The sequence below is a fragment of the Sorangium sp. So ce1504 genome (assembly GCF_051521635.1).
In the GTDB taxonomy this organism is placed as follows: Bacteria; Myxococcota_A; Polyangia; order Polyangiales; family Polyangiaceae; genus Sorangium; species Sorangium cellulosum_B.
In genome coordinates this window covers 12,841,672-12,859,195 of record NZ_CP150365.1, presented here as the reverse complement: position 1 = coordinate 12,859,195, position 17,524 = coordinate 12,841,672, and the positions used below count along the sequence as shown (strand labels likewise).

Below are 17,524 nucleotides of genomic sequence, written 5' to 3'. Positions count from 1 at the left end.
CATTCGGGCGGCCGACCTGCCGGGGTGCACGGCGCTCCTCCGCGACAGCGCCTCCGACCTCGCGGGGTGGTGCCGAGGTTACATGGAGATCGTCAGCGCGGCCACCCGCGGCCTCGTCGAAGTAACCCAGGACCGCTTCTCCCTCGCCGAAGGGCACCTGGCGCACGCGAGGCACCTGGCCGAGGAACAGGCCGACGTCGTACGCTCTGGCGTCCTTGCCGAGCTGCTCGATGGCCTACTCGAGCTCACTCGCGCCCGAAAGGCCCACGCCAGCGGGCAGGAAGTCGACGCTCGGGCGCACCATCGGGGAGCTCAGCAGCGCTTTGCTCGCCTCGTGCAGCTGCGCGAGGGCAAAGGCTCGCCGGCGGCCCGCCCCACCGGATCGGACGTCAAAGCCGAAGACACAGGCACGACTCCTCGCGCCAACGGACGCGCACCGGCGGCGCCCGCAGCCGAGTGGACTGCAGATCTCGAGCTGGGTCCCGACGGCATGTGGTTCCGCGCACACGGCGGAGCGAGGGTGAGCATGCGGCGGCGCCACGCCATGCGACGGATGCTCCTTCGCCTGGTGGAGCAGCTGGCCAGGACACCGGGACAGCCCGTCGCGACGTCGGCGCTGATCGAGGTCGGCTGGCCGGACGAGCGGATCCTCCCCGGCGCGGCGATGAACCGCCTCTACAACACGATCGCGGTGCTGCGCAGCCTGGGCCTCGGCGAGATGCTGCATACCGCCGAGAGAGGGTATGTGCTGGAGCCCTCGCTCTCGCTGAGCCTCCACCCACGCAAAGCCTGAGACAAACTAAGGAACTCTAAGATCCTCCCATGACGGATTGCCAATACCGTCGACTCCAGAGCGCCGAATAAGACCGGACTCGGCCGGTGGCCGTAGGTCTCGTGATGTGCGCCAAGGAGTTTCATGTCCACCCAGTGTCAGAGACTCATCTCGGACTCGATGCCACCGGACGTGAGCAGGTACATCGCTCCGCACCACGCGCTCGGCGACGACCGCGGAGCTTCCCGCGTGTGGCAGCGAACGATGGCAGCCCACACGGCGATGCTCGACGAGCTAAGGGACCACGTCGATCCGGCGTATCTGAGGGGGTTCGCTCGCCTCGACCTGGATCCCCTCCGGGTCCCGTCCATCCAGGAGATCAGCCGCCGCGTCGAGGAGATCGGGTGGACGGCGACCTGCGTGGACGGCTATGTCCCATCGCGCGTATACGCCACTCTCCTCGCGAGGAGAGTGTTTCCGATCGCCACCTTCATGCGCAGCGAGCACCACATCGATCACGCGCCGGCGCCCGACTTCGTGCACGACGTGCTGGGACACCTACCGATGTTGTTCTGCGCTGCGTACCGCACTTACCTGCAGCGCCTCGCGCAGATGATGATCGTGGCCGGCGGAAACGACTACGACCGCTGGCTCTACGAGGCGAACCGGCACATGTCCACGCTGATGAGCCAGTCGGCGTCGCCGGAGGAGATCGCCCTGGCAGAGGCGTCGGCCCGCCGCGCCGGGATGGCCGCGAGCGCGAATCCCTCGGAGCAGTCCGAGCTCAACCGAATCTTCTTGTGGAGCGTCGAGTTTGGCCTCCTCGGCACGTTCGACGAGTTCCGGCTGTTCGGCGCAGCGCTTCTCTCGTCGCACCGGGAGGGCCGCCTCGCGTGCAGGGGCGACGCGCAAATCCGCCCGTATTCGATGGATGTCATCGGATACGACATCGAGTTCTCCAGCCTGCAATCCATGTATTTCGTCGCCAGCGACTACGACGTTTTCCACGAGGTTCTTACCGGCTACGAGTCCCGCATGGCGTCCCGGCGCTCGGTGGAGCGCCTGTGATGCTACCTCGAATCCTGGAGCCAGAAGCGATGGACACCGAGGAGGACGCCGCCGAGTACGCGGCGATCTCCAACGACGTCGTCAACGAGGCCTTCGCTCGGCGCGCCGTCCAGCTCGCGCCCGCCCAGGGCCGGCTGATCGACATCGGCACCGGGCCTGGCGACATCGCGATCCGCATCGCCGAGCTGTCCAGCCTCGAGGTCACGGCGATCGACCTGGCCGAGGCGATGCTCGCGATCGCGCGGCGACGCGCTGGTGCGTCGCCTGCGCGCCGCCGCATCCAGGTCGCGCGCGGCGACGCGAAGGCCACGGGGTTTCCCGAGCGCGCCTTCGATGCCGTGGTGTCGAACAGCCTGGCTCATCACCTGGCGGACCCGACCACTCTGTTCGCAGAGGCACAGCGCGTGGGCAGGCAAGGCGCGGCCATCCTGATCAAGGACCTGCTGCGACCGGCGACCCTCGGGGACCTCGAGGACCTCGTCCAGCGCTATGCCGGCGGCGACACGCCCTACCAGCGCGCGCTGTTCCGGAACTCGCTGCACGCAGCGATGACGCTGGACGAGGTTCGCGCTTGCTGCCGAAGCGCTGGGCTCGCTGAGGTCGACATCGCCCAGGTGTCCGATCGCCACTGGGTGGTCGAGCGGGCATCTAGCCCTGAGCTGATCCAGAGCCGGGCTCACCCGCGTCTGGTGCAGTCTCCCGAATGATATAGACCGCCAAGGACGTCAGGAGGACCCAGGGGGTTCATCTCGGCGCACCTGGTGTGCTCGTATCACGCTCGTCTGAGCACCGCTCTGATGCAACAAGGAGAGCATGAACGTGACCAGTGCAATTGAAATACGTACCGAGGATACAACTCTTTTACCGGCCACACGCATCGTCGACGAATACGAGGCACGGGACGTCTCGGCGCACCCGCTGTTCGTGTCGCTCAGGGAGAACCCCGTCGATCTGCGGGCGATCTGGTTCCTGGTGGCGAACACCCACGCCGGCATCTCCCCCCATTTCGTCCGCTGGCTCGCCCAGACGATCGCCCGCATCGACGACCGCCGCATCGCCTCACTCATGGCGAAGCAGTTAAACGACGAGCTGGGCAACGGCGATTGCAAGAAGATCCACAGTGATCTCCTGGATCGGTTCGTGACTGGCCTCGATGGTTGGCGTCCGAGGGACGCCCGAGGCGACGTGCTCAGGCCCGGAAAACGCCTCGGTGAGCGATCCACGGCGCTGTTCGAGGCTGAAGATCCCTACGAGGCCGTGGGTGCGCTGATCGTCGCAGAGATCTTCGCGAAGAAGATGGATCGCTGCCTAGGCGACGAGATCCGGCGCCAGAGTGCGATCTCGCCGGACGCGCTCGCCTGGCTGACCATTCACGAGGTGCTCGAGGTCGATCACGCCGAGGATTCCGGCGCGCTCGCGGCGTTGGTCAAGGAGCGCGGCCCATCGCTCGCAGCCACATGGCGCGGAGCGATCGCGCAATGGGCCGCGCTGTGGGAGTTCCTCGACGGCGTGGCTGCGCTGGCCCTCCCCCGCAAGGCCGCTCAGGCGTATGGTCATGGAGGTGAATGACGTGGCTTGGAACCGTACTGGACTGACAGTGCTCGTCACGGGGGCGAGCGGGTGGCAGGGCGGCGCTGTCGCTCGAACCCTCCTCGCCCGAGGGCACCATGTGCGCGCGTTCACGAGGAGCGCCGATGGCCCCCAGGCCTCGCAGCTCCGCCAGCTCGGCGCGGAGCTCACGGTAGGGTCCTTCGACGATCAAGGATCGATCGAGCGCGCTGCAGCAGGTTGTGACGCCGTGTTCGCGATGGCCCCGTCCGAGGCGGGGGCCGACCTGGAGATCCGACAGGCGCGCGCGGTGCTCGACGCCGCCAAGGCCGCCAGGGTCGGACACGTCGTCTACTCCTCCGTCGCGAGCGCCGACCGTGGCACCGGCGTGCCGCTCTTCGACAGCAAGTTCCAGGTGGAGGGGCACCTGCGGTCGCTCGATGTCCCCTTCACCATCATCGGCCCGGCGTTCTTCATGGAGAACTTCTTGCGCGTCTTTCTCCTGCCCGGCCTCCGCGAGGGCAAGCTCCTCATCGCCATGTCAGGGACGCGGACGCTCCAGCAGATCGCGGTCGCCGACGTCGCCCTGTTCACCGCCTTGGTCCTCGAGCAGCGCGAGCCGTTCCTCGGCGTGCGAATCGACATCGCCTCGGACGAGGTCTGCGCGCTGGACGCAGCGGTGGCGATCACCCGCGCGTCCGGCAAGAAGATCCAGTACGTGGAGCTCCCGCTCGACGCCGTGCGCGCCGGCAGCGAGGCCATGGCCAGAATGTTCGCGTGGTACGAGCGCGCGGGCTTCTCGGCCGATATCGTCCGGCTCCGGCACGATTACCCCGAAGTCGGGTGGCATTCGTTCTCGACGTGGGCGGCGGAGCAGGACTGGACGGTGCTCGACACCTGAAGCACGGCGACGAGAAAGGGCCTCTTCCTCGGGACCCCTGGATCGAGAGATCCGATCGTCCGGGGGCTCGCGACGCCGCTCTTGCCGAGCGCCGACGGGGTGCTCGTCGACGCGCTCGATCCCGAACGGGCGAGCCGGACCATCAAGGCCTTGCTGGCGCGCCGTCGCCGAGCGGTCGCCCAGGGCCCCCGAGGAATCGACCGCTCGCCTGTCACCTTCTGGCGCCTCTGCCGTAGAGGAGGGTGAGCCCCGCGATGAGCTTCCTCTGGCCCTCCCGCGATGACCATCTCTGCGAGCTGATCGAGGCGTCCCGGCGCGGCGATCGCGGCGCGTTCCGGGCGCTCTACCAGGAGCTGTACGACCCGGTGGCGCGCTTCGTTTCGCGACGCGTGGGCCGGCGGGAGGACGCGGAGGATCTCGTCGCGCGGGTCTTCCACAGGCTGCTGGAGCGGCTGGGAGAGTTCGATCGGCGCAAGGGGACGCCGCGGATGTTCGTGCTGGCCATGGCCAGGAACCTGGTCATCGACCACGCGCGGGCGGCGCGGCACGAGGCGCCGATCGACGATCTCGCGGGCGTGCTCGCGGACGAGGCGGGGACGCCGCTCGACGCGCTCGTGCGGGGCGAGGAGCTCCGCGCGGTCAGGGACGCGCTGGAGGCGCTCGGGGCGGAGGCGAGGGAGGTGCTGGCGCTGCGGTACGGCGACGGGCTGAAACACCAGGAGATCGCGGAGCTCCTCGGGCTCCGTGCGGACGCGGTGAAGCAGCGGGCGTCGCGGGCGCTGCGCGAGCTGAAGGCGCGGCTCGAGGCGCGCGCCGAGCAGGACGCGGGCGAGTCCCGCGGAGAGGGTGTTTCCAATGCTGGGCTTTGAGGTGCGACGAAAGCTGCGCCGGCTGTTCGGGGAGCCGGCGCCGCTCAGGCCAGCGCACGCGCGCGAGCTCGAAGGCGAGCTGATGGCGGCGTTCGGCCAGCTCTACCCCGAGCAGGAGGTGGTCCCGATGAAGCGGCTCTGGTTGCGCAAGGCGCTGGTGGTGGCGGCGGCGGCAGCGGTGTGCGGGGCGGCGGCGTGCGTGGCGCCGGCGGACGTGGAGGTGCCCGTGGGACGGAGCATCCGCATCCAGGTGGCGGACGGCGCGGAGCTGCCCGAGCCCGAGGCGCTCATGGCGGCCGTGCGCGGCGAAGGGAAGACGGAGCGGAGGGCGCGGGTCCTGGTGCGGGGGCGGCGCGGGGACGGGGCGACGACGCTGACGCTCGACGTGTGGGGCGACGACGTGCCGGAGGGCGACGTGGCCGAGCGGATCCGGGCGGCGTTCCCGGCGCTCGCCGGCGCGGAGATCCGGGAGGACGTGCTGGCGGGGACCGTGCGCGGGACGCTGGGAGCAAAGCTCGGGCACGAGCTGCTCGATCTGGACGTGCTCGACAAGGACGACGTGGAGGCGGCGCGGCGGCAGGTGATGGAGCAGCTCGCGGCGCAAGGGGTCGAGGGGAAGGTCGACGTGCAGATCGAGGGGGACGGAGAGAAGCGGAAGGTGAAGGTGCAGATCAAGCTGGAGGGCCCCCCGCAGGACGAGGCGGAGATGGGGCCTCCGCCGTAGCCGAACGAGGCGGAGATGGCGCCGCCGTGCCCGAACGAGGCGGAGGGGGCGTCCGCGGAGCTCAGCAGCGCGCGAGGCAACGCGCTCGTCGCCTGATGAAGGCGGAGAAGACAGCGCCGCCTCACGCTTGCTCGGGCACGCCCCCCGGGACGCGCGCAGGCAGCGGAAGCTCGACGCCCTCGGACAGGTTGCCCTTGCCGGGGACGTGGTTGATCTCGAGCCGGATGCCGTCCGGATCCTCGAACACGATAGAGTAGTAACCTGCCGCCCACGCACCGTCCTGCGGCGCCTGCACGAGCTTGCCGCCGAGCGCGGCCAGCGTGCTCTCGAAGAACTCGTGGAATGCGTCGATATCCTCGCGGCTGCGGGCGCGGAAGCACAGGTGGTGCAGCCCGGGCTTGTACTGGTGAAAGCGGGCGCCGGCGTGCTCCGGGTTCACGGGGCGAATCAACAGGCCGGTCTTGCCGCCGATGTAATAGAGCATGGGCCGTTCGCTCTCGCTGCCCGGATCGTCGTACTGGCACTGCATCTCGAAGTGCTCGCACAGCGCGCGGTAAAACGCGCGGCTGCGCGGGAAGTCCGTGACCGAGAGCTGGATATGGGCGATTCCGGCGAGGTTCATGGCGATCACGGTAGCCCAGCTCCGGTCGTTCGAGCGCTCTTCGTGATCGGACAGCGCGTCTGCCCGTCCATTGTGTCGAGGCGGGCGAGGTCGACCTGGAGCTCCGGGGGCGCGTCGTCCCAGGCGGGGAGCAACCGAGGCTCAGCGCGCGCAGCACCACGGGCTCGATCGATGTCCACTCCCGATGGGACGCGCTGGCCTGCGATCGATCATCTGATCCAGATCGCCGCCAGATCGAGCTCCACCGCATCGAAGGGCTCGGCCCTCACCTTCGCGTCTTCCTCGTAGGTCTCGAGCAGCACCCACCGTCCGCCCTCGAGTCGGTACACCTCGAGCGTTCGCAGCAAGGGGCTGAGCAGCCACACGTGCCCGACACCTTCGCGCCGGTAAATCCGCATCTTCTTCCCCCGGTCGACGCGCTCTGTACGCGGCGAGATCACCTCGCACACCCAGTCCGGAGGGACGTCGTAGTGCGCCGGCGTGTCCTCGTCCCCGAGGGCGTCCGGCATGCGCTCCCGCTTCCACCCTGCGAGATCGGGCACCACCTTGTCAGGCCGCGGCCCAAGGTGGAGCTCCGGCTCATCCAGGAGCACCCAGCCGCCGGGCCCTCCATCGCCGAGATCGAAGGCGCTGCCGAGCTTCATCGTCAGGCGTGACGCGCTGCGCGTGTGGGGGCGACCGGGCCGCGGAAAGGTGAAGAGCTCCCCGTCGAGGATCTCTGCCACCTGCTCGGGCGGCACCGCCGCGAATGCTGCCTCGACCTCCGGTGCGTTGCGGGCGGGATCCAGGTGGTGCGGCAGCACGCCGGTGCTCATGGCCGACCCTACCACGAGAGCGCGGTTGCGGCCGGGGCGAGGGCCTGCTCCTGCGCCGTCCGAGGTCGGGCGCCTGGCTCACGATGCCGGGGCCCAGGTGAGGGCGAGGACGCCGGCACGCAGGCGGTCGCCGGATGCCGCGCGTGGGTGCAGGTCGGCAACTTCGCAGCTGTTGCCCCTGCTCCCCGCGATCGTCCTTGTTCGTCTTATCCCCTCCGCGCGCCTGATCCAGCCGCGCAGCGCCGTCTCGGTCAGGTCGAGGTCCGTCGCCACCTGGCCGATGCTCCGGTCGCCCACCTTCACCAGCCGTAACACCTCCGCCTTCGACTCGGGCGTGAACGCCCTCCTCTTTCACCGTCCCATTCCTGCTCCCTGGTGTGGTCCGGGGTGTCCGCGGAAGCGGGAGGACCAATCCAGTTGCGGCGTCCCAGGGGGTGTGGCTAAAAGGCCGCGAACGATCCCCGGCGGAGAAGCAAGAACGAGATGCGAATTCCCAGCAGCCTGATGTCTCTGGCCGACGAAGGGCTCATCGAGGAGGTCGTGCGCCCGCTGATGAGCGGCAAGGAAGCGGAGGTCTTCCTGGTGCGCTCCGGCGGCGAGCTTCGGGTGGCCAAGGTCTACAAAGAGGCGCAGGACCGGACCTTCAAGAACCGGGCGGAGTACACGGAGGGGCGCAAGGTGCGCAACAGCCGCGATCAGCGCGCGATCAACAAGCGCTCGCGCCACGGTCGCGCGCAGGACGAAGCCGCCTGGAGATCGACCGAGGTGGACATGATCTTCCGCCTGCGCGACGCGGGGGTGCGCGTCCCGGTACCCCACCATTTCATCGACGGTGTGCTGATCATGGAGCTCATCACCGGCGCCGACGGCAGCCCGGCCCCGCGGCTCGCCGAGGTGAGACTGAACCCCGACGACGCGGTGAGGGTCTTCGACCGATTGCTGGCAGAAGCGGTCCGGATGCTGAGCGCCGGGGTCGTGCACGGCGATCTGTCCGACTTCAACGTGCTGATGGGGGCGGACGGGCCGGTCATCATCGATTTCCCGCAGGCAGTGGACGCTTCCAGCAATCAGAACGCGCGAAAGCTGCTGCTGCGCGACGTCGACAACCTCCAGCGCTTCCTCTCTCGGTTCGCTCCCCATCGACAGCCCCGCCCTTACGCGCAGGAGATGTGGGAGCTCTACGCGTGCAGCCAGCTCACGCCCGAGACACGGCTGAGCGGCCGTTTCCGGGCGTCTTCGGGGCGGGTCGATACCGAAGCGGTCCTGGGGCTCATCAGCGATGCCAACCACGACGAGCGCCGCCGCCGTGAGACGCAGGGGCTGAGCATGCGGGGCGTGTCGTCCCAGCCTCGCAAGGTCGAGGTGGTGATTCTACCGAGCGGCCCGCGAGACCGCGCGCGCCGGAACGCTCAGGGAGCACAGGCGGGCGGCGCGGCGAACACGCGCCCAGCACAGGCGGGCGGCGCGGCGAACACTCGCCCAGCACAGGCGGGCGGCGCGGCGAACACTCGCCCAGCACAGGCGGGCGGCGCGGCGAACACTCGCCGGACTTGACGTCTTCGAGCCGCCTGCGGGTGTTCATGGCGAAAGCTCCCAGACCAGGTTCAATGTTAAGAACAGCTGCACCGGCATGATCTCGGCAAGCCGCGGGAGCTGGGTGAAGTTCGCCGGCGACATCCGCGTCCGATGCCGGGCTCAGATCACCTTGTCGTCCGAGCTCCCGGAGGGCGCGTCCGGCGTGGCGTCCGCGCTGCCGGCCGGCGACTCCCCCGGCCGTGCCTTCTGCTCCACGAGAAAGAGGGCCACATCCACCGCGCCCCCCACAGCGCGGTTGACGAGGCGGATCGCCCCGTGCACGCCGGACAGCGTCGTATCGTGGATGAGCCGGATCCCCCTCACGGGCGCCTTGATCGGGGGAATCTGCTCCAGCAGGTCGAAGGGCAGCTTCGCCGCGTGCTTCTGGAGGCGCTCCACGCGCCGGGAGCCGTGGTCGACCGCGTCCTCTACGAGGTCCTTCAAGCCGCGCCACCGGTCCATCACACCGCCTCCTCGCACCACGCGCGGATCTGCGCGTAGACGTCCGGGTCGTGCGCCAGGCGCAGGTGTCCGAGCGACGGCATGATCCGCGCGTGCTCCTGAGGGAAGGGCGAGCACCGGTCCTCGACGACCGCCCGCCCCGTGGCGCTCCGCAGCGAGACCATCGCGTCCCCGAACAGGAGGGAGAGCCTCGGGTCGGCCGTGAGCGCGCCGGCGATGAGATGATGGCGAATGTGGGGGAGCAGGGGCACGGGATGGCGACGATTCTGGAGCAGGGCGTTCGCGCTGGAGCCCTCCCAGTCCTCGCGGCGGAGATTGGCATACGCCAGGTCTTTCATCCCGCCGCTGCGGAGGTCGACGATGTCGGCGATGAGCTTCGTGTACGGATTGTCGATGCTCGCGAGCGCCCACGTGACCACGTTGCCAAAGCGCTCCAGCGGGGCGCCGAGGTGCGGTGTGCCGAGATAGAAGGCCCGCTTGACGAGGGGCAGCCACCGTCGATCCTTGTCGCTCGCCGCGTGCGCGGCGCTGCGCGCGACGAGGCCGCCCATGCTGTGGCCGATGAGGACCAGCTCCTCCACGGCAACAGGATAGGCGCAGACGAGCTGTTCGAGGAGGGCATCCAGGGCCTCGCCGTTCTCGGAGACACGGAGGCCGCTGTTGTACCGCACATAAAACGGCGTGTAGCCGATGTCGCGCGCAAGGAGCGATCCGTAGGTCTCGCCGTCCGGCATCGTCCAGACTTCCTCGGTGCTCATCAACCCGTGCACGAGCACGACGACGCGGGGCATGGCCTGGGCAGAGACGGCCGCGGGAAATGCCCTGGCAAGCGGCACGGGGTGCCCGTCGCGGACGAGCTGCATCGCGGTCGCGAGGCCGTTGCTTGTCCGCTTCAGGTAGTCGCCGAGGACGCCGTTGAGCACCCCGACGACCCGCTCCAGGTGGTTTCCCATGCGATGATCCGGCCGCATTCTGGCACGGATCGGCGCCGGGGGCGACGCCGGGCCCCGCTGCGCCGGACGGTGGCCCTCGGTGGCCGACATGCTGGGCGTGACGCTCCCGCGGCTGGCAGGGAAAGGACGGTCCCTGCCGCCACCGACGACGATCCGGCGGGGCGGTTCGTCCGCGACGTCGTGGCGAACGTCATCCGATCACTGGAGGGGGAGAGCGCAAAGCCGCTCGCCCGCTCCGGCGCGGTGAGGCGCACGCGGTGAAGGATGTTGTTCGTGGCTATCTGCCCGACAGCGCCCCCGCCAGCCGCTCGGCCAGGTCGCCTTTCGGCTCCACCCGCAGGCGCTCCAGCCCCAGCCACGCGGCCATGGTCCGCAGCTCGCCCGCCAGCCGCTCCGGCGTCTGCGCGCCCGCCCAGGGCTCGGCGTGGCTTGCCTGCACGATCAGCACGCCCGCCTTGCGATCGGCCTTCAGGTCCACCCGCGCGGTGATCGCGTCGCCCTCGAGGAACGGCAGCACGTAGTAGCCGTGGGTCCGCTTCGCCGCGGGGGTGTAGATCTCGAGCCGCACCCGCACGCCGAACATCCGCTCGGTGCGCTCGCGAAACCAGATCAGGTTGTCGAAGGGCGAGAGCAGCGCGCAGGCCTCGATCCGCCGCGGCCGCCGGGCGGCGGGATCGAGGAAGGCCGGCTCCCGCCAGCCCTTCACGCCCACGGGGATCAGCTCACCGGCCTCGGCGAGCTCGGTGACCCGCGCCTTCGTCTCGGCGACCCCCATGCGGAAATGGTCCCGCAGGTCCCGCTCGGTCGCCACGCCCAGGGCCCGGGCGGCGATGCGGATCAGCGCGCGCTGGGCGTCCTCGCGCGCAGGCGTCGGCGCCTCGATCACCGCGCTGGGCAGCACGCTCTCCGGCAGGCCATACACCCTCTCGAAGGTCCCCCGCCGGGTGGCGGTCGTCAGCTCGCCGATCCAGAACAGGCACTCGGCCGCCCGCTTGGCGTCGCTCCAGCCCCACCAGCCGCCCGGCCCCTTCTTGCCAATCTCGAGCTCGGAGGCGGCCAGCGGCCCGCGCTCGCGGATCTGTTCCAGCGCCCCGTCCACCACCGGCCGGTGCTCGCGCAGGAAGCGCGCCACACCCTTCCAGACGCCCACCCCGTCGTGCGCGTCGGCCATCCGCCAGCGCAGCAGCGGCTGGGTGGTGAGCGGCAACAGCGAGGCCTCGTGCGCCCAGTACTCGAACAGCGGCCGCTTCCTCGCCCACGCGAGCTCCTCCAGCATCGGCCGCGGATAGGCCCCCAGCCGCGAGAAGGCCGGCAGGTAATGGGTGCGCGAGACGACGTTGACGCTGTCGATCTGCACCACGCCCAGCCGCTCGATCAGCCGGGTCAGCTGCTGCTTCGTCGTCGCCGGCCCGGGTCGCTCCGCCCGGAAGCCCTGCGCCGCCAGCGCGATGCGCCGGGCCTCCGCCGCCGACAGGGTGTCCTTCATCCGCGCCTTCCGTCCGTTGAGGCCCGCACCCTAGCTGGCCCAGCTCACTTGGCAACAGATCATCGACCCCCTCCTGACATCTGATCCCGGTGCGTTCTTCCGCGTTCCGCTGGAGCTCACGCTGACCGTCGCCGACGAGCCGCGCTGGTCACCCTCGACGTCGCGGAAGGCGGCGAGCGCAGAGGGCCAGGGGCGCATATCTCGAGCTGGGGACGCTCTGGCTGTGTCTGGAGCTGGACGCGCGCGCCGCGCGGCAGGTCGACGACTCACACCTCGACGTTGAGATTCGACGCACGGCTTTGGCCGGGCGCTGGCGCGAGATCGGGTCGATCGCGCGCCAGCGCACCGCGGCCAACAGCCCGCGCTGACGTCCGGCGCTCGCTCAGCAGCGCCAGCAGATGACCCCGTAGTCCCCCGCCGTTCCGCAGCACAGCTTCACGCCAGGGGCATTGGGACGATCGGAGCGCGCGGCGGTGCTCATCAGAGAGGTGTCGTCGGCGTCGGTCACGTCACCACCGGAGCACGCCGCATCGTCCGCAGCGCCCCCGAGCTCCGCCGAGGCGTCCACGGCCGTGGACTCGAGCTGCACGGCGCTCGCGGCAGAGGTCGGGCCGGTGTCGGCCGCCGAGATCGCGGGGACGGCAAAGGCGGCGAGCATGAGGGGGAGAGAGCAGAGCGCGAATCGGATCGTCTTCATGGTCATTGTCTCCTTCGGGCCTCGTGGCCCACGTGAAGGCGCCAGGGGCGCCGGCCGAGCAAAGCCCGCTGCGGGCAGAAGCGCCCACAGCCAGGCGTCTCCCCGCGCCGCAGCGGTGAGCGGTACGCCTGCGAGCGACCCGTATGGCGCTGCTTTCGGCGTTGGCGGCGCGGAGATGCCACCTCTACGCGGCAGCGGGCGGGTGGTTTCACGGAAGCTCATCATCCCGTCGTTCGCCCTCCCATCGGCCGCTGCGCTCCCGGGACGGATGGGACCGCGTTTCTCCGCCGGGGCTCATCGCTCGCCGGCCACCCGTATGCCGGGTGACGAGCCAGGGTCGCCCGAGGTACACTGCGCCCCATGAAGCTCGCCATCGACCTGTCGCCCGCGCAAGCCGACCGCCTCCAGGAACGCGCAAAGAGCCTCGGCTTGCAGCCGGAAGAGCTGGCGCGGGCCGCCGTGGCGGATCTGCTGACGACGCCGGACGACGAGTTTCGCGCTGCAGCCGAGGCTGTCCTCGTGAAGAACGCAGAGCTGTACAGGCGGCTCGCCTGAGCGTGCGCTACTTGACCTTGGCGGAGGTCTTCTTCCTCCACGAGCGGGTTCTTGCGGCGAGCGGTGGCGCCGCAGGCGTTCGCGACCTCCGCGCCGTCGAGGCTGCTGTGGCCCAGCCGAAGGCGACCTTCGGAGGTGAAGAGCTCTATCCTACCGTGATCGCCAAGGCAGCAACTCTCTGCTTCTCGCTCGTGCAAGGCCACCCATTCATCGACGGTAACAAGCGTGTCGGTCATGCGGCGATGGAAGTCTTCCTGATGCTGAACGGCTACTCCCTTGATGCCCACGTCGATGTTCAAGAGCGCATCATGCTCTCGCTTGCTTCCGGCGCGCTCTCACGACACGAGCTCCTCGCTTGGCTCGAACAGCATGTCCGGCGACGGGAGCCCTCCGTCTAGCAGGAGTTTACGCACGCCGGTTATCAGACGCCCTCGCGCGCCGCGGCGCCCCTCGGGAATTCCGTCGTCGCGCCCCTGCAAAATTTCGCCCCCAATACAACAGCGAGCCAGAACGGCGCGACGGCGGCGTGCGTGGGCGGTTGCGACAGCGACGATCAGTGCCAGGTCGCCTGCAACGGCGAGACGCAGCGCTGCTCCCTCGACGAGGCGTGCGACAACGACGAGGACGACGACGGGGACGTCCTGCAGGACTGCGAGGAGCTCGACTGTTCCAAGCACGAAGCGTGCGTGGACGGCATTGCCGCGGCGTGCGCGGGGGCGATCGACGTGTCGGCGGGCGGCGCGTTCACGGGCAGCACCAAGGACGGCACGAACGTGTTCGCCACGATCTGCTCTGCCTCCAACGGCACATATGCGGTCGGCGTGGGTGTGAAGGAGAAGGTCTTCCGGTTCGTGGCGCCGGCCAAGGGGGCGGTCGTCTTCGCCCCGAGGTCCGCCGCGGGCGGCGGCTACGACTGGTACGTCCGGACGGGCTGCGACGACTCGTCGACGCTGCTCGGCTGCTCGGTCGCGCTCGGCCCGGATGAGCTTGCGGTCGAGCTCCTTGTCGAGGCCGGGGAGACGCGCTTCCTCTTCATCGATGACACCGGTGAAAGGGACCCGGAGTATGCGCTCGAGGTGACCTTCGCGGAGCAGGCCTGCCGCGATGGGGTGAGGGTGGGCACGGAGGAGTGCGACGACGGCAATGCCGCGGACGGCGACACGTGCTCGAGCGCGTGTGTGCTCGACCCGGAGGCGGCGTGCGCGGGCGCGGCGCCGGTGACGGCCGCGGCGGTGACGGGCGACACGTCCGAGGGCACGCGCGGCTTCACGGCGACATGCGCGGGCGACGGCCCGGAGCTCGTGTACCGCTATTCCCCCGAGGCGGACGGCAGCGCGACGATCACCGTGACGCCGACGGGATCCGCCGATCTCGTTCTCCACGTGCGGACGGACTGCGGCGAGAGCGCGACCGAGATCAACTGCCTGGACGCCGGCTACGCCGGAGACCCCGAGTCGGTCACGCTGGATGTGGCTGCGGGGACTCCGCTCGACATCTTCGTCGACAGCTACAACAATGTCTCTGCCGGCTCGTTCGAGCTGAGCATCACCCTGGGTCGACCTGCTGACACGGCCGGACGAACGCGGCCATCACCCGAGCTTCACATGGAAGCCCGCTCGATGAGGTCGGCGGCGACGGCCGTTCCATCCACCGCCACGGCGCCCGCGCTCGCGGCCGCGCGGGCAGCGACCCCGTGGTCGAGGGCGCCCTCCAGCGCGGCCAGAAGGGACTCCGCGCTCAGCGCTCCATGGGCCACGGACGTCCCGAGCCCGAGCGCCCGGACGCGCGAGGCCCAGTAGGGCTGATCGGCGAACATCGGGACGATCACCTGCGGGACGCCCGCGCGCGCCGCCGTCGTTGTCGTACCCGCCCCGCCGTGGTGCACCACCGCGGCGACCCTCGGGAACAGCGCCTGCTGGTTGACGTCGCCGATCGCGATGCCGTCGGGAGCGTCGTCGACGAGACCGAGCTCGGCCCACCCCTGCGACAGCACGACCCGGCGCCCCGCAGCCCGCACGGCCTCGATGACGACACGGCCCGTCTGCTGGTCGACAGGCATGCTGCCGAAGCCGATGTAGACGGGCGGCTCGCCGGCGGCGAGGAACGCTTCCAGCTCGGGTACGAGCGGTGCCTGGTCGGGAAGGAGCCAGGCTCCCGTCTGCGTGACCTGCAGGCCGGGCGTCGCCGGCAGCGGCCCAAGGACCGAGTCCGTCGCGAGCCACGGCGCCTTGCCCAGGATGTGGCTGAAGACGTCGCTCAGCGGACCCAGGCCAAGGCGCTCTCGATTGGCGTTGAGCCGCTCGAGGAGGCGCTCGTTCCAGCTCCGCGATTCGTCCTGCCAGCGTCGGAGGTTCGATTCCGGGTCGCCCCCGGGCTCACCGCCGGGCGCATGGTCCGGCGACGGCAGGACCACCGGCGCGTACACGGCGACCACGGACGGGATGCCCAGCAGTTCCGCGATGGACCGCGCGGCGTACTGGTGCGCTCCGCCGGCCACGATCACGTCGCACCCCTCGGCGGCCGACGCGGTCGCGTCGAACTGGTCTCTCGCGAGGTGCTCGACCAACGCGCGGACCTGCTCCGGCGTCGGCGGGGCGGCCGGCGCGGCGGCCCCGCTCGGTTGCCGCATCGCGATGCCTATCGGGGTCGCCGTGAAGCCCAGGCCGCCCACCCAGTCGATGAAGTTCGGCGGAACGCACAGCCTCACATCGTGCCCCCGACGCCGCATCTCGACGGCCAGGGCCACCACGGGTTGCACGTCACCGCGAGTCCCCACTCCCGTCAGCACTACTCGCATCGTCTCTCTCCTTCCACCACGCGGGCCGCGTGGATGACGGAGGCGACGATGGCACCGCAGACGCGTTTTTTCATCGTATCAACGCCTGAGTTCCGGTATACATGCTGAGACGGGAGGCAGGGCGAGGACGCCCATACAACGGATCATCCGTTCAGGCCCAGACGGCCGGGGCCTCCTGGAGCTGAGTTGGCTCGTCGAGCCGTGTGAGCGGAAGGTGCTCTCCTGCTCGGTGAGGGAGCAGGTGAATCCTTGTCGGCCCGACCAAGGCGATGGCCGATCTCGGCAGGGCTGCGAACGGGCTCGGCCTCGGCGCCCGCGGGGCGCGGAATGCATCTTGAACCGCCCTGATCCATGGGCGACGAGGCTGCGCATCCTGGTGACGCAGCGGGGGCCGCGGCGCTCCCGCTGAGCGAGGCGACGAGCGAAGCAGGCGTGCGCGGGCGCCCTGTCGATGCATGGCTCGAGGAGCTCTTGTCCCGCGCGGTGCGCCGCTACAACCGGCGGCCTCGCCCCGCGATCATCGCAGAGTCGACCGGCGTGACGGAGTCGACCGACGCGCGCGCGGTCATCCGGCGCGCCTGCATCCGCTCGGCGCTCGCGGGCGGCGCGACCGGGGCGCTCTCGACCGGCGCGGCCGTGGCCACGGCCGAGACCAACGGGCTCGGCGGGCTCGTCGCGATCCCTGCGGCCATGCTCGCGATCGGCGCTGAGACGGTGCTCCGGCTGCTCCTGCACGTGCAGATGCTCTGCGAGCTCGCGGATCTCTTCGGGCTCCGGTTCGATCCGGACGAGCCGGCCGACGTGTGGGCGCTTCTCGCCCTCGCGTTCGGCGTCGCGGAGCACCCCCAGGACACGGACGATCCAGCGGGCGTGCTCGTGCGCGCGGCGCGCGAGCGCGGCTCGGACGTGGCCAAGCAGCTGGCGGCGCGGCTCGCCGGCGAGAGCGTGGCGCGCAACCTGGTGCCCGTGCTCTCGGTCGCCTCGTCGTCGATCACGAGCTGGGTAGTCACCCGGCGCCTCGGGGATACCGCGCGTCGATACCTGCGTTACCGGTGCGCGCTCGACGAGGCGCTCTGCGACGAGACGCTGCGCCCGCACCTCGATCGGCTGTTCGACGGGCTCTGGTTCATCTTCACCGCCGACGGCCGCCTCACGCCGGAGGAGTCCGCGCTGCTCGCGGCCGTGCTGCGGCGGCTGCCGGCCCCGGCGCGCGCTGGCCTGAACGAGCGCCTCGCCGACGACATCACCTGGATCGAGCGCCTCCGCGACGTGCCGGAGGGCGCGCGCGCCCCGCTGCTGCGCGCGCTCGAGATCGCGGCGGCCGTGGACAAGGTCGCGTCGCTGCGGGAGCGGAAGCTCCTCGTCCACGCCGCGGCGGCGCTCGGCCTCCGCGTCGACGAGGGCGGGCTCGATCGGATGATCCGCGAGTTCGAGGAGATCGGCACCCTCGGTGTGGCCGCGTAGCGCGGGCCGCCCGTCGCCGCGCCGCGGGGCCTCGGTCCTCGACGCGAACCTTCGACCGCTTCGTCCGGCGGCTGGGCTGCACAGCCGCCGGCGCGCGCAGCGCGCTCGGGATCATTCGACTCGCGCCAGAACTCCAGGTACGAGGTGCGCTGCAAATCGGCGATGACGGCGATGCGGCCGCTCGTGGTCGGAAGCGCCACATCGAGGCTCCCCGCG

At 70.2% G+C, this 17,524-nt stretch carries 17 protein-coding genes and 3 pseudogenes; 12 read left to right on the top strand and 8 right to left on the bottom strand.

Features of this window, described 5'->3' with window-relative positions:
* The first annotated feature begins 82 nt into the window (after nt 1-82).
* The 7 genes from WMF39_RS48570 (at nt 83) to WMF39_RS48540 (ending at nt 5,882) form a co-directional block, all read left to right on the top strand.
* On the top strand, nt 83-793 hold the full coding sequence (locus tag WMF39_RS48570) for a hypothetical protein (protein WP_437743238.1): 711 nt from the start codon (nt 83-85) through the stop codon (nt 791-793).
* Between the two features lie 123 nt (nt 794-916).
* Complete coding sequence (locus WMF39_RS48565) at nt 917-1,840, top strand: hypothetical protein (RefSeq protein WP_437743237.1); 924 nt, start codon at nt 917-919, stop codon at nt 1,838-1,840.
* Nucleotides 1,840-2,547 carry a class I SAM-dependent methyltransferase gene (locus WMF39_RS48560; RefSeq protein ID WP_437743236.1) on the top strand — a complete coding sequence of 236 codons (708 nt, stop codon included), beginning with the start codon at nt 1,840-1,842 and terminating at the stop codon, nt 2,545-2,547. The genes WMF39_RS48565 and WMF39_RS48560 overlap by 1 nt, the downstream gene beginning before the upstream one ends.
* A gap of 106 nt (nt 2,548-2,653) precedes the next feature.
* Nucleotides 2,654-3,409: an iron-containing redox enzyme family protein gene (locus WMF39_RS48555; RefSeq protein ID WP_437743235.1), complete on the top strand. Its 756-nt coding sequence runs from the start codon at nt 2,654-2,656 to the stop codon at nt 3,407-3,409.
* A 1-nt stretch (nt 3,410) separates the two neighbouring features.
* A complete protein-coding gene (locus WMF39_RS48550) occupies nt 3,411-4,289 on the top strand; it encodes an NmrA/HSCARG family protein (RefSeq protein ID WP_437743234.1) in 879 nt (292 codons plus the stop codon).
* 254 nt (nt 4,290-4,543) lie between these two features.
* Nucleotides 4,544-5,158: an RNA polymerase sigma factor gene (locus tag WMF39_RS48545; protein ID WP_437296736.1), complete on the top strand. Its 615-nt coding sequence runs from the start codon at nt 4,544-4,546 to the stop codon at nt 5,156-5,158.
* A complete protein-coding gene (locus tag WMF39_RS48540; RefSeq protein WP_437743233.1) occupies nt 5,145-5,882 on the top strand; it encodes a hypothetical protein in 738 nt (245 codons plus the stop codon). Before WMF39_RS48545 ends, WMF39_RS48540 begins: the two co-directional genes overlap by 14 nt.
* A gap of 121 nt (nt 5,883-6,003) precedes the next feature.
* On the opposite strand, the gene WMF39_RS48535 is transcribed toward WMF39_RS48540, so the two are convergent.
* The 3 genes and pseudogenes from WMF39_RS48535 to WMF39_RS48525 form a co-directional block, all read right to left on the bottom strand.
* Nucleotides 6,004-6,504: a VOC family protein gene (locus WMF39_RS48535; protein WP_437743232.1), complete on the bottom strand. Its 501-nt coding sequence runs from the start codon at nt 6,502-6,504 to the stop codon at nt 6,004-6,006.
* Nucleotides 6,505-6,713: 209 nt separating this feature from the next.
* Nucleotides 6,714-7,319 carry a Uma2 family endonuclease gene (locus WMF39_RS48530; protein ID WP_437743231.1) on the bottom strand — a complete coding sequence of 202 codons (606 nt, stop codon included), beginning with the start codon at nt 7,317-7,319 and terminating at the stop codon, nt 6,714-6,716.
* 213 nt (nt 7,320-7,532) lie between these two features.
* Nucleotides 7,533-7,670: pseudogene (locus WMF39_RS48525) on the bottom strand (transposase); the annotation flags it as partial.
* A 132-nt stretch (nt 7,671-7,802) separates the two neighbouring features.
* Between WMF39_RS48525 and WMF39_RS48520 the strand changes: the two are divergent.
* A pseudogene (locus WMF39_RS48520) lies at nt 7,803-8,696 on the top strand (PA4780 family RIO1-like protein kinase); the annotation flags it as partial.
* A 318-nt stretch (nt 8,697-9,014) separates the two neighbouring features.
* On the opposite strand, the gene WMF39_RS48515 reads toward WMF39_RS48520, so the two are convergent.
* From WMF39_RS48515 to WMF39_RS48500, 4 genes are all read right to left on the bottom strand, one after another.
* Nucleotides 9,015-9,356 carry a hypothetical protein gene (locus WMF39_RS48515; protein WP_437743230.1) on the bottom strand — a complete coding sequence of 114 codons (342 nt, stop codon included), beginning with the start codon at nt 9,354-9,356 and terminating at the stop codon, nt 9,015-9,017.
* Nucleotides 9,356-10,309 (bottom strand): esterase/lipase family protein, encoded by a 954-nt coding sequence (locus tag WMF39_RS48510; protein ID WP_437743229.1) that lies wholly within the window; start codon nt 10,307-10,309, stop codon nt 9,356-9,358. The genes WMF39_RS48515 and WMF39_RS48510 overlap by 1 nt, the downstream gene beginning before the upstream one ends.
* 277 nt (nt 10,310-10,586) lie before the next feature.
* A complete protein-coding gene (locus WMF39_RS48505; RefSeq protein ID WP_437743228.1) occupies nt 10,587-11,795 on the bottom strand; it encodes a winged helix-turn-helix domain-containing protein in 1,209 nt (402 codons plus the stop codon).
* A 382-nt stretch (nt 11,796-12,177) separates the two neighbouring features.
* Nucleotides 12,178-12,492 (bottom strand): hypothetical protein, encoded by a 315-nt coding sequence (locus WMF39_RS48500; RefSeq protein ID WP_437743227.1) that lies wholly within the window; start codon nt 12,490-12,492, stop codon nt 12,178-12,180.
* Nucleotides 12,493-12,852: 360 nt separating this feature from the next.
* Here WMF39_RS48500 and WMF39_RS48495 point away from each other — a divergent pair, with 360 nt between their 5' ends.
* The 3 genes and pseudogenes from WMF39_RS48495 to WMF39_RS48485 form a co-directional block, all read left to right on the top strand.
* Nucleotides 12,853-13,047 carry a DNA-binding protein gene (locus tag WMF39_RS48495; protein ID WP_437743226.1) on the top strand — a complete coding sequence of 65 codons (195 nt, stop codon included), beginning with the start codon at nt 12,853-12,855 and terminating at the stop codon, nt 13,045-13,047.
* A gap of 2 nt (nt 13,048-13,049) precedes the next feature.
* The gene (locus tag WMF39_RS48490; RefSeq protein ID WP_437743225.1) at nt 13,050-13,445 is read left to right on the top strand and encodes a type II toxin-antitoxin system death-on-curing family toxin; all 396 of its coding nucleotides are present in this window, start codon (nt 13,050-13,052) and stop codon (nt 13,443-13,445) included.
* 132 nt (nt 13,446-13,577) lie between these two features.
* Nucleotides 13,578-14,225, top strand: a pseudogene (locus tag WMF39_RS48485) (hypothetical protein); the annotation flags it as partial.
* Between the two features lie 422 nt (nt 14,226-14,647).
* Here the strand turns inward: WMF39_RS48485 and WMF39_RS48480 are convergent.
* On the bottom strand, nt 14,648-15,844 hold the full coding sequence (locus WMF39_RS48480) for a glycosyltransferase (protein ID WP_437743224.1): 1,197 nt from the start codon (nt 15,842-15,844) through the stop codon (nt 14,648-14,650).
* A gap of 351 nt (nt 15,845-16,195) precedes the next feature.
* Here WMF39_RS48480 and WMF39_RS48475 point away from each other — a divergent pair, with 351 nt between their 5' ends.
* Complete coding sequence (locus tag WMF39_RS48475) at nt 16,196-17,308, top strand: hypothetical protein (protein ID WP_437743223.1); 1,113 nt, start codon at nt 16,196-16,198, stop codon at nt 17,306-17,308.
* Nucleotides 17,309-17,524 lie beyond the last annotated feature (216 nt).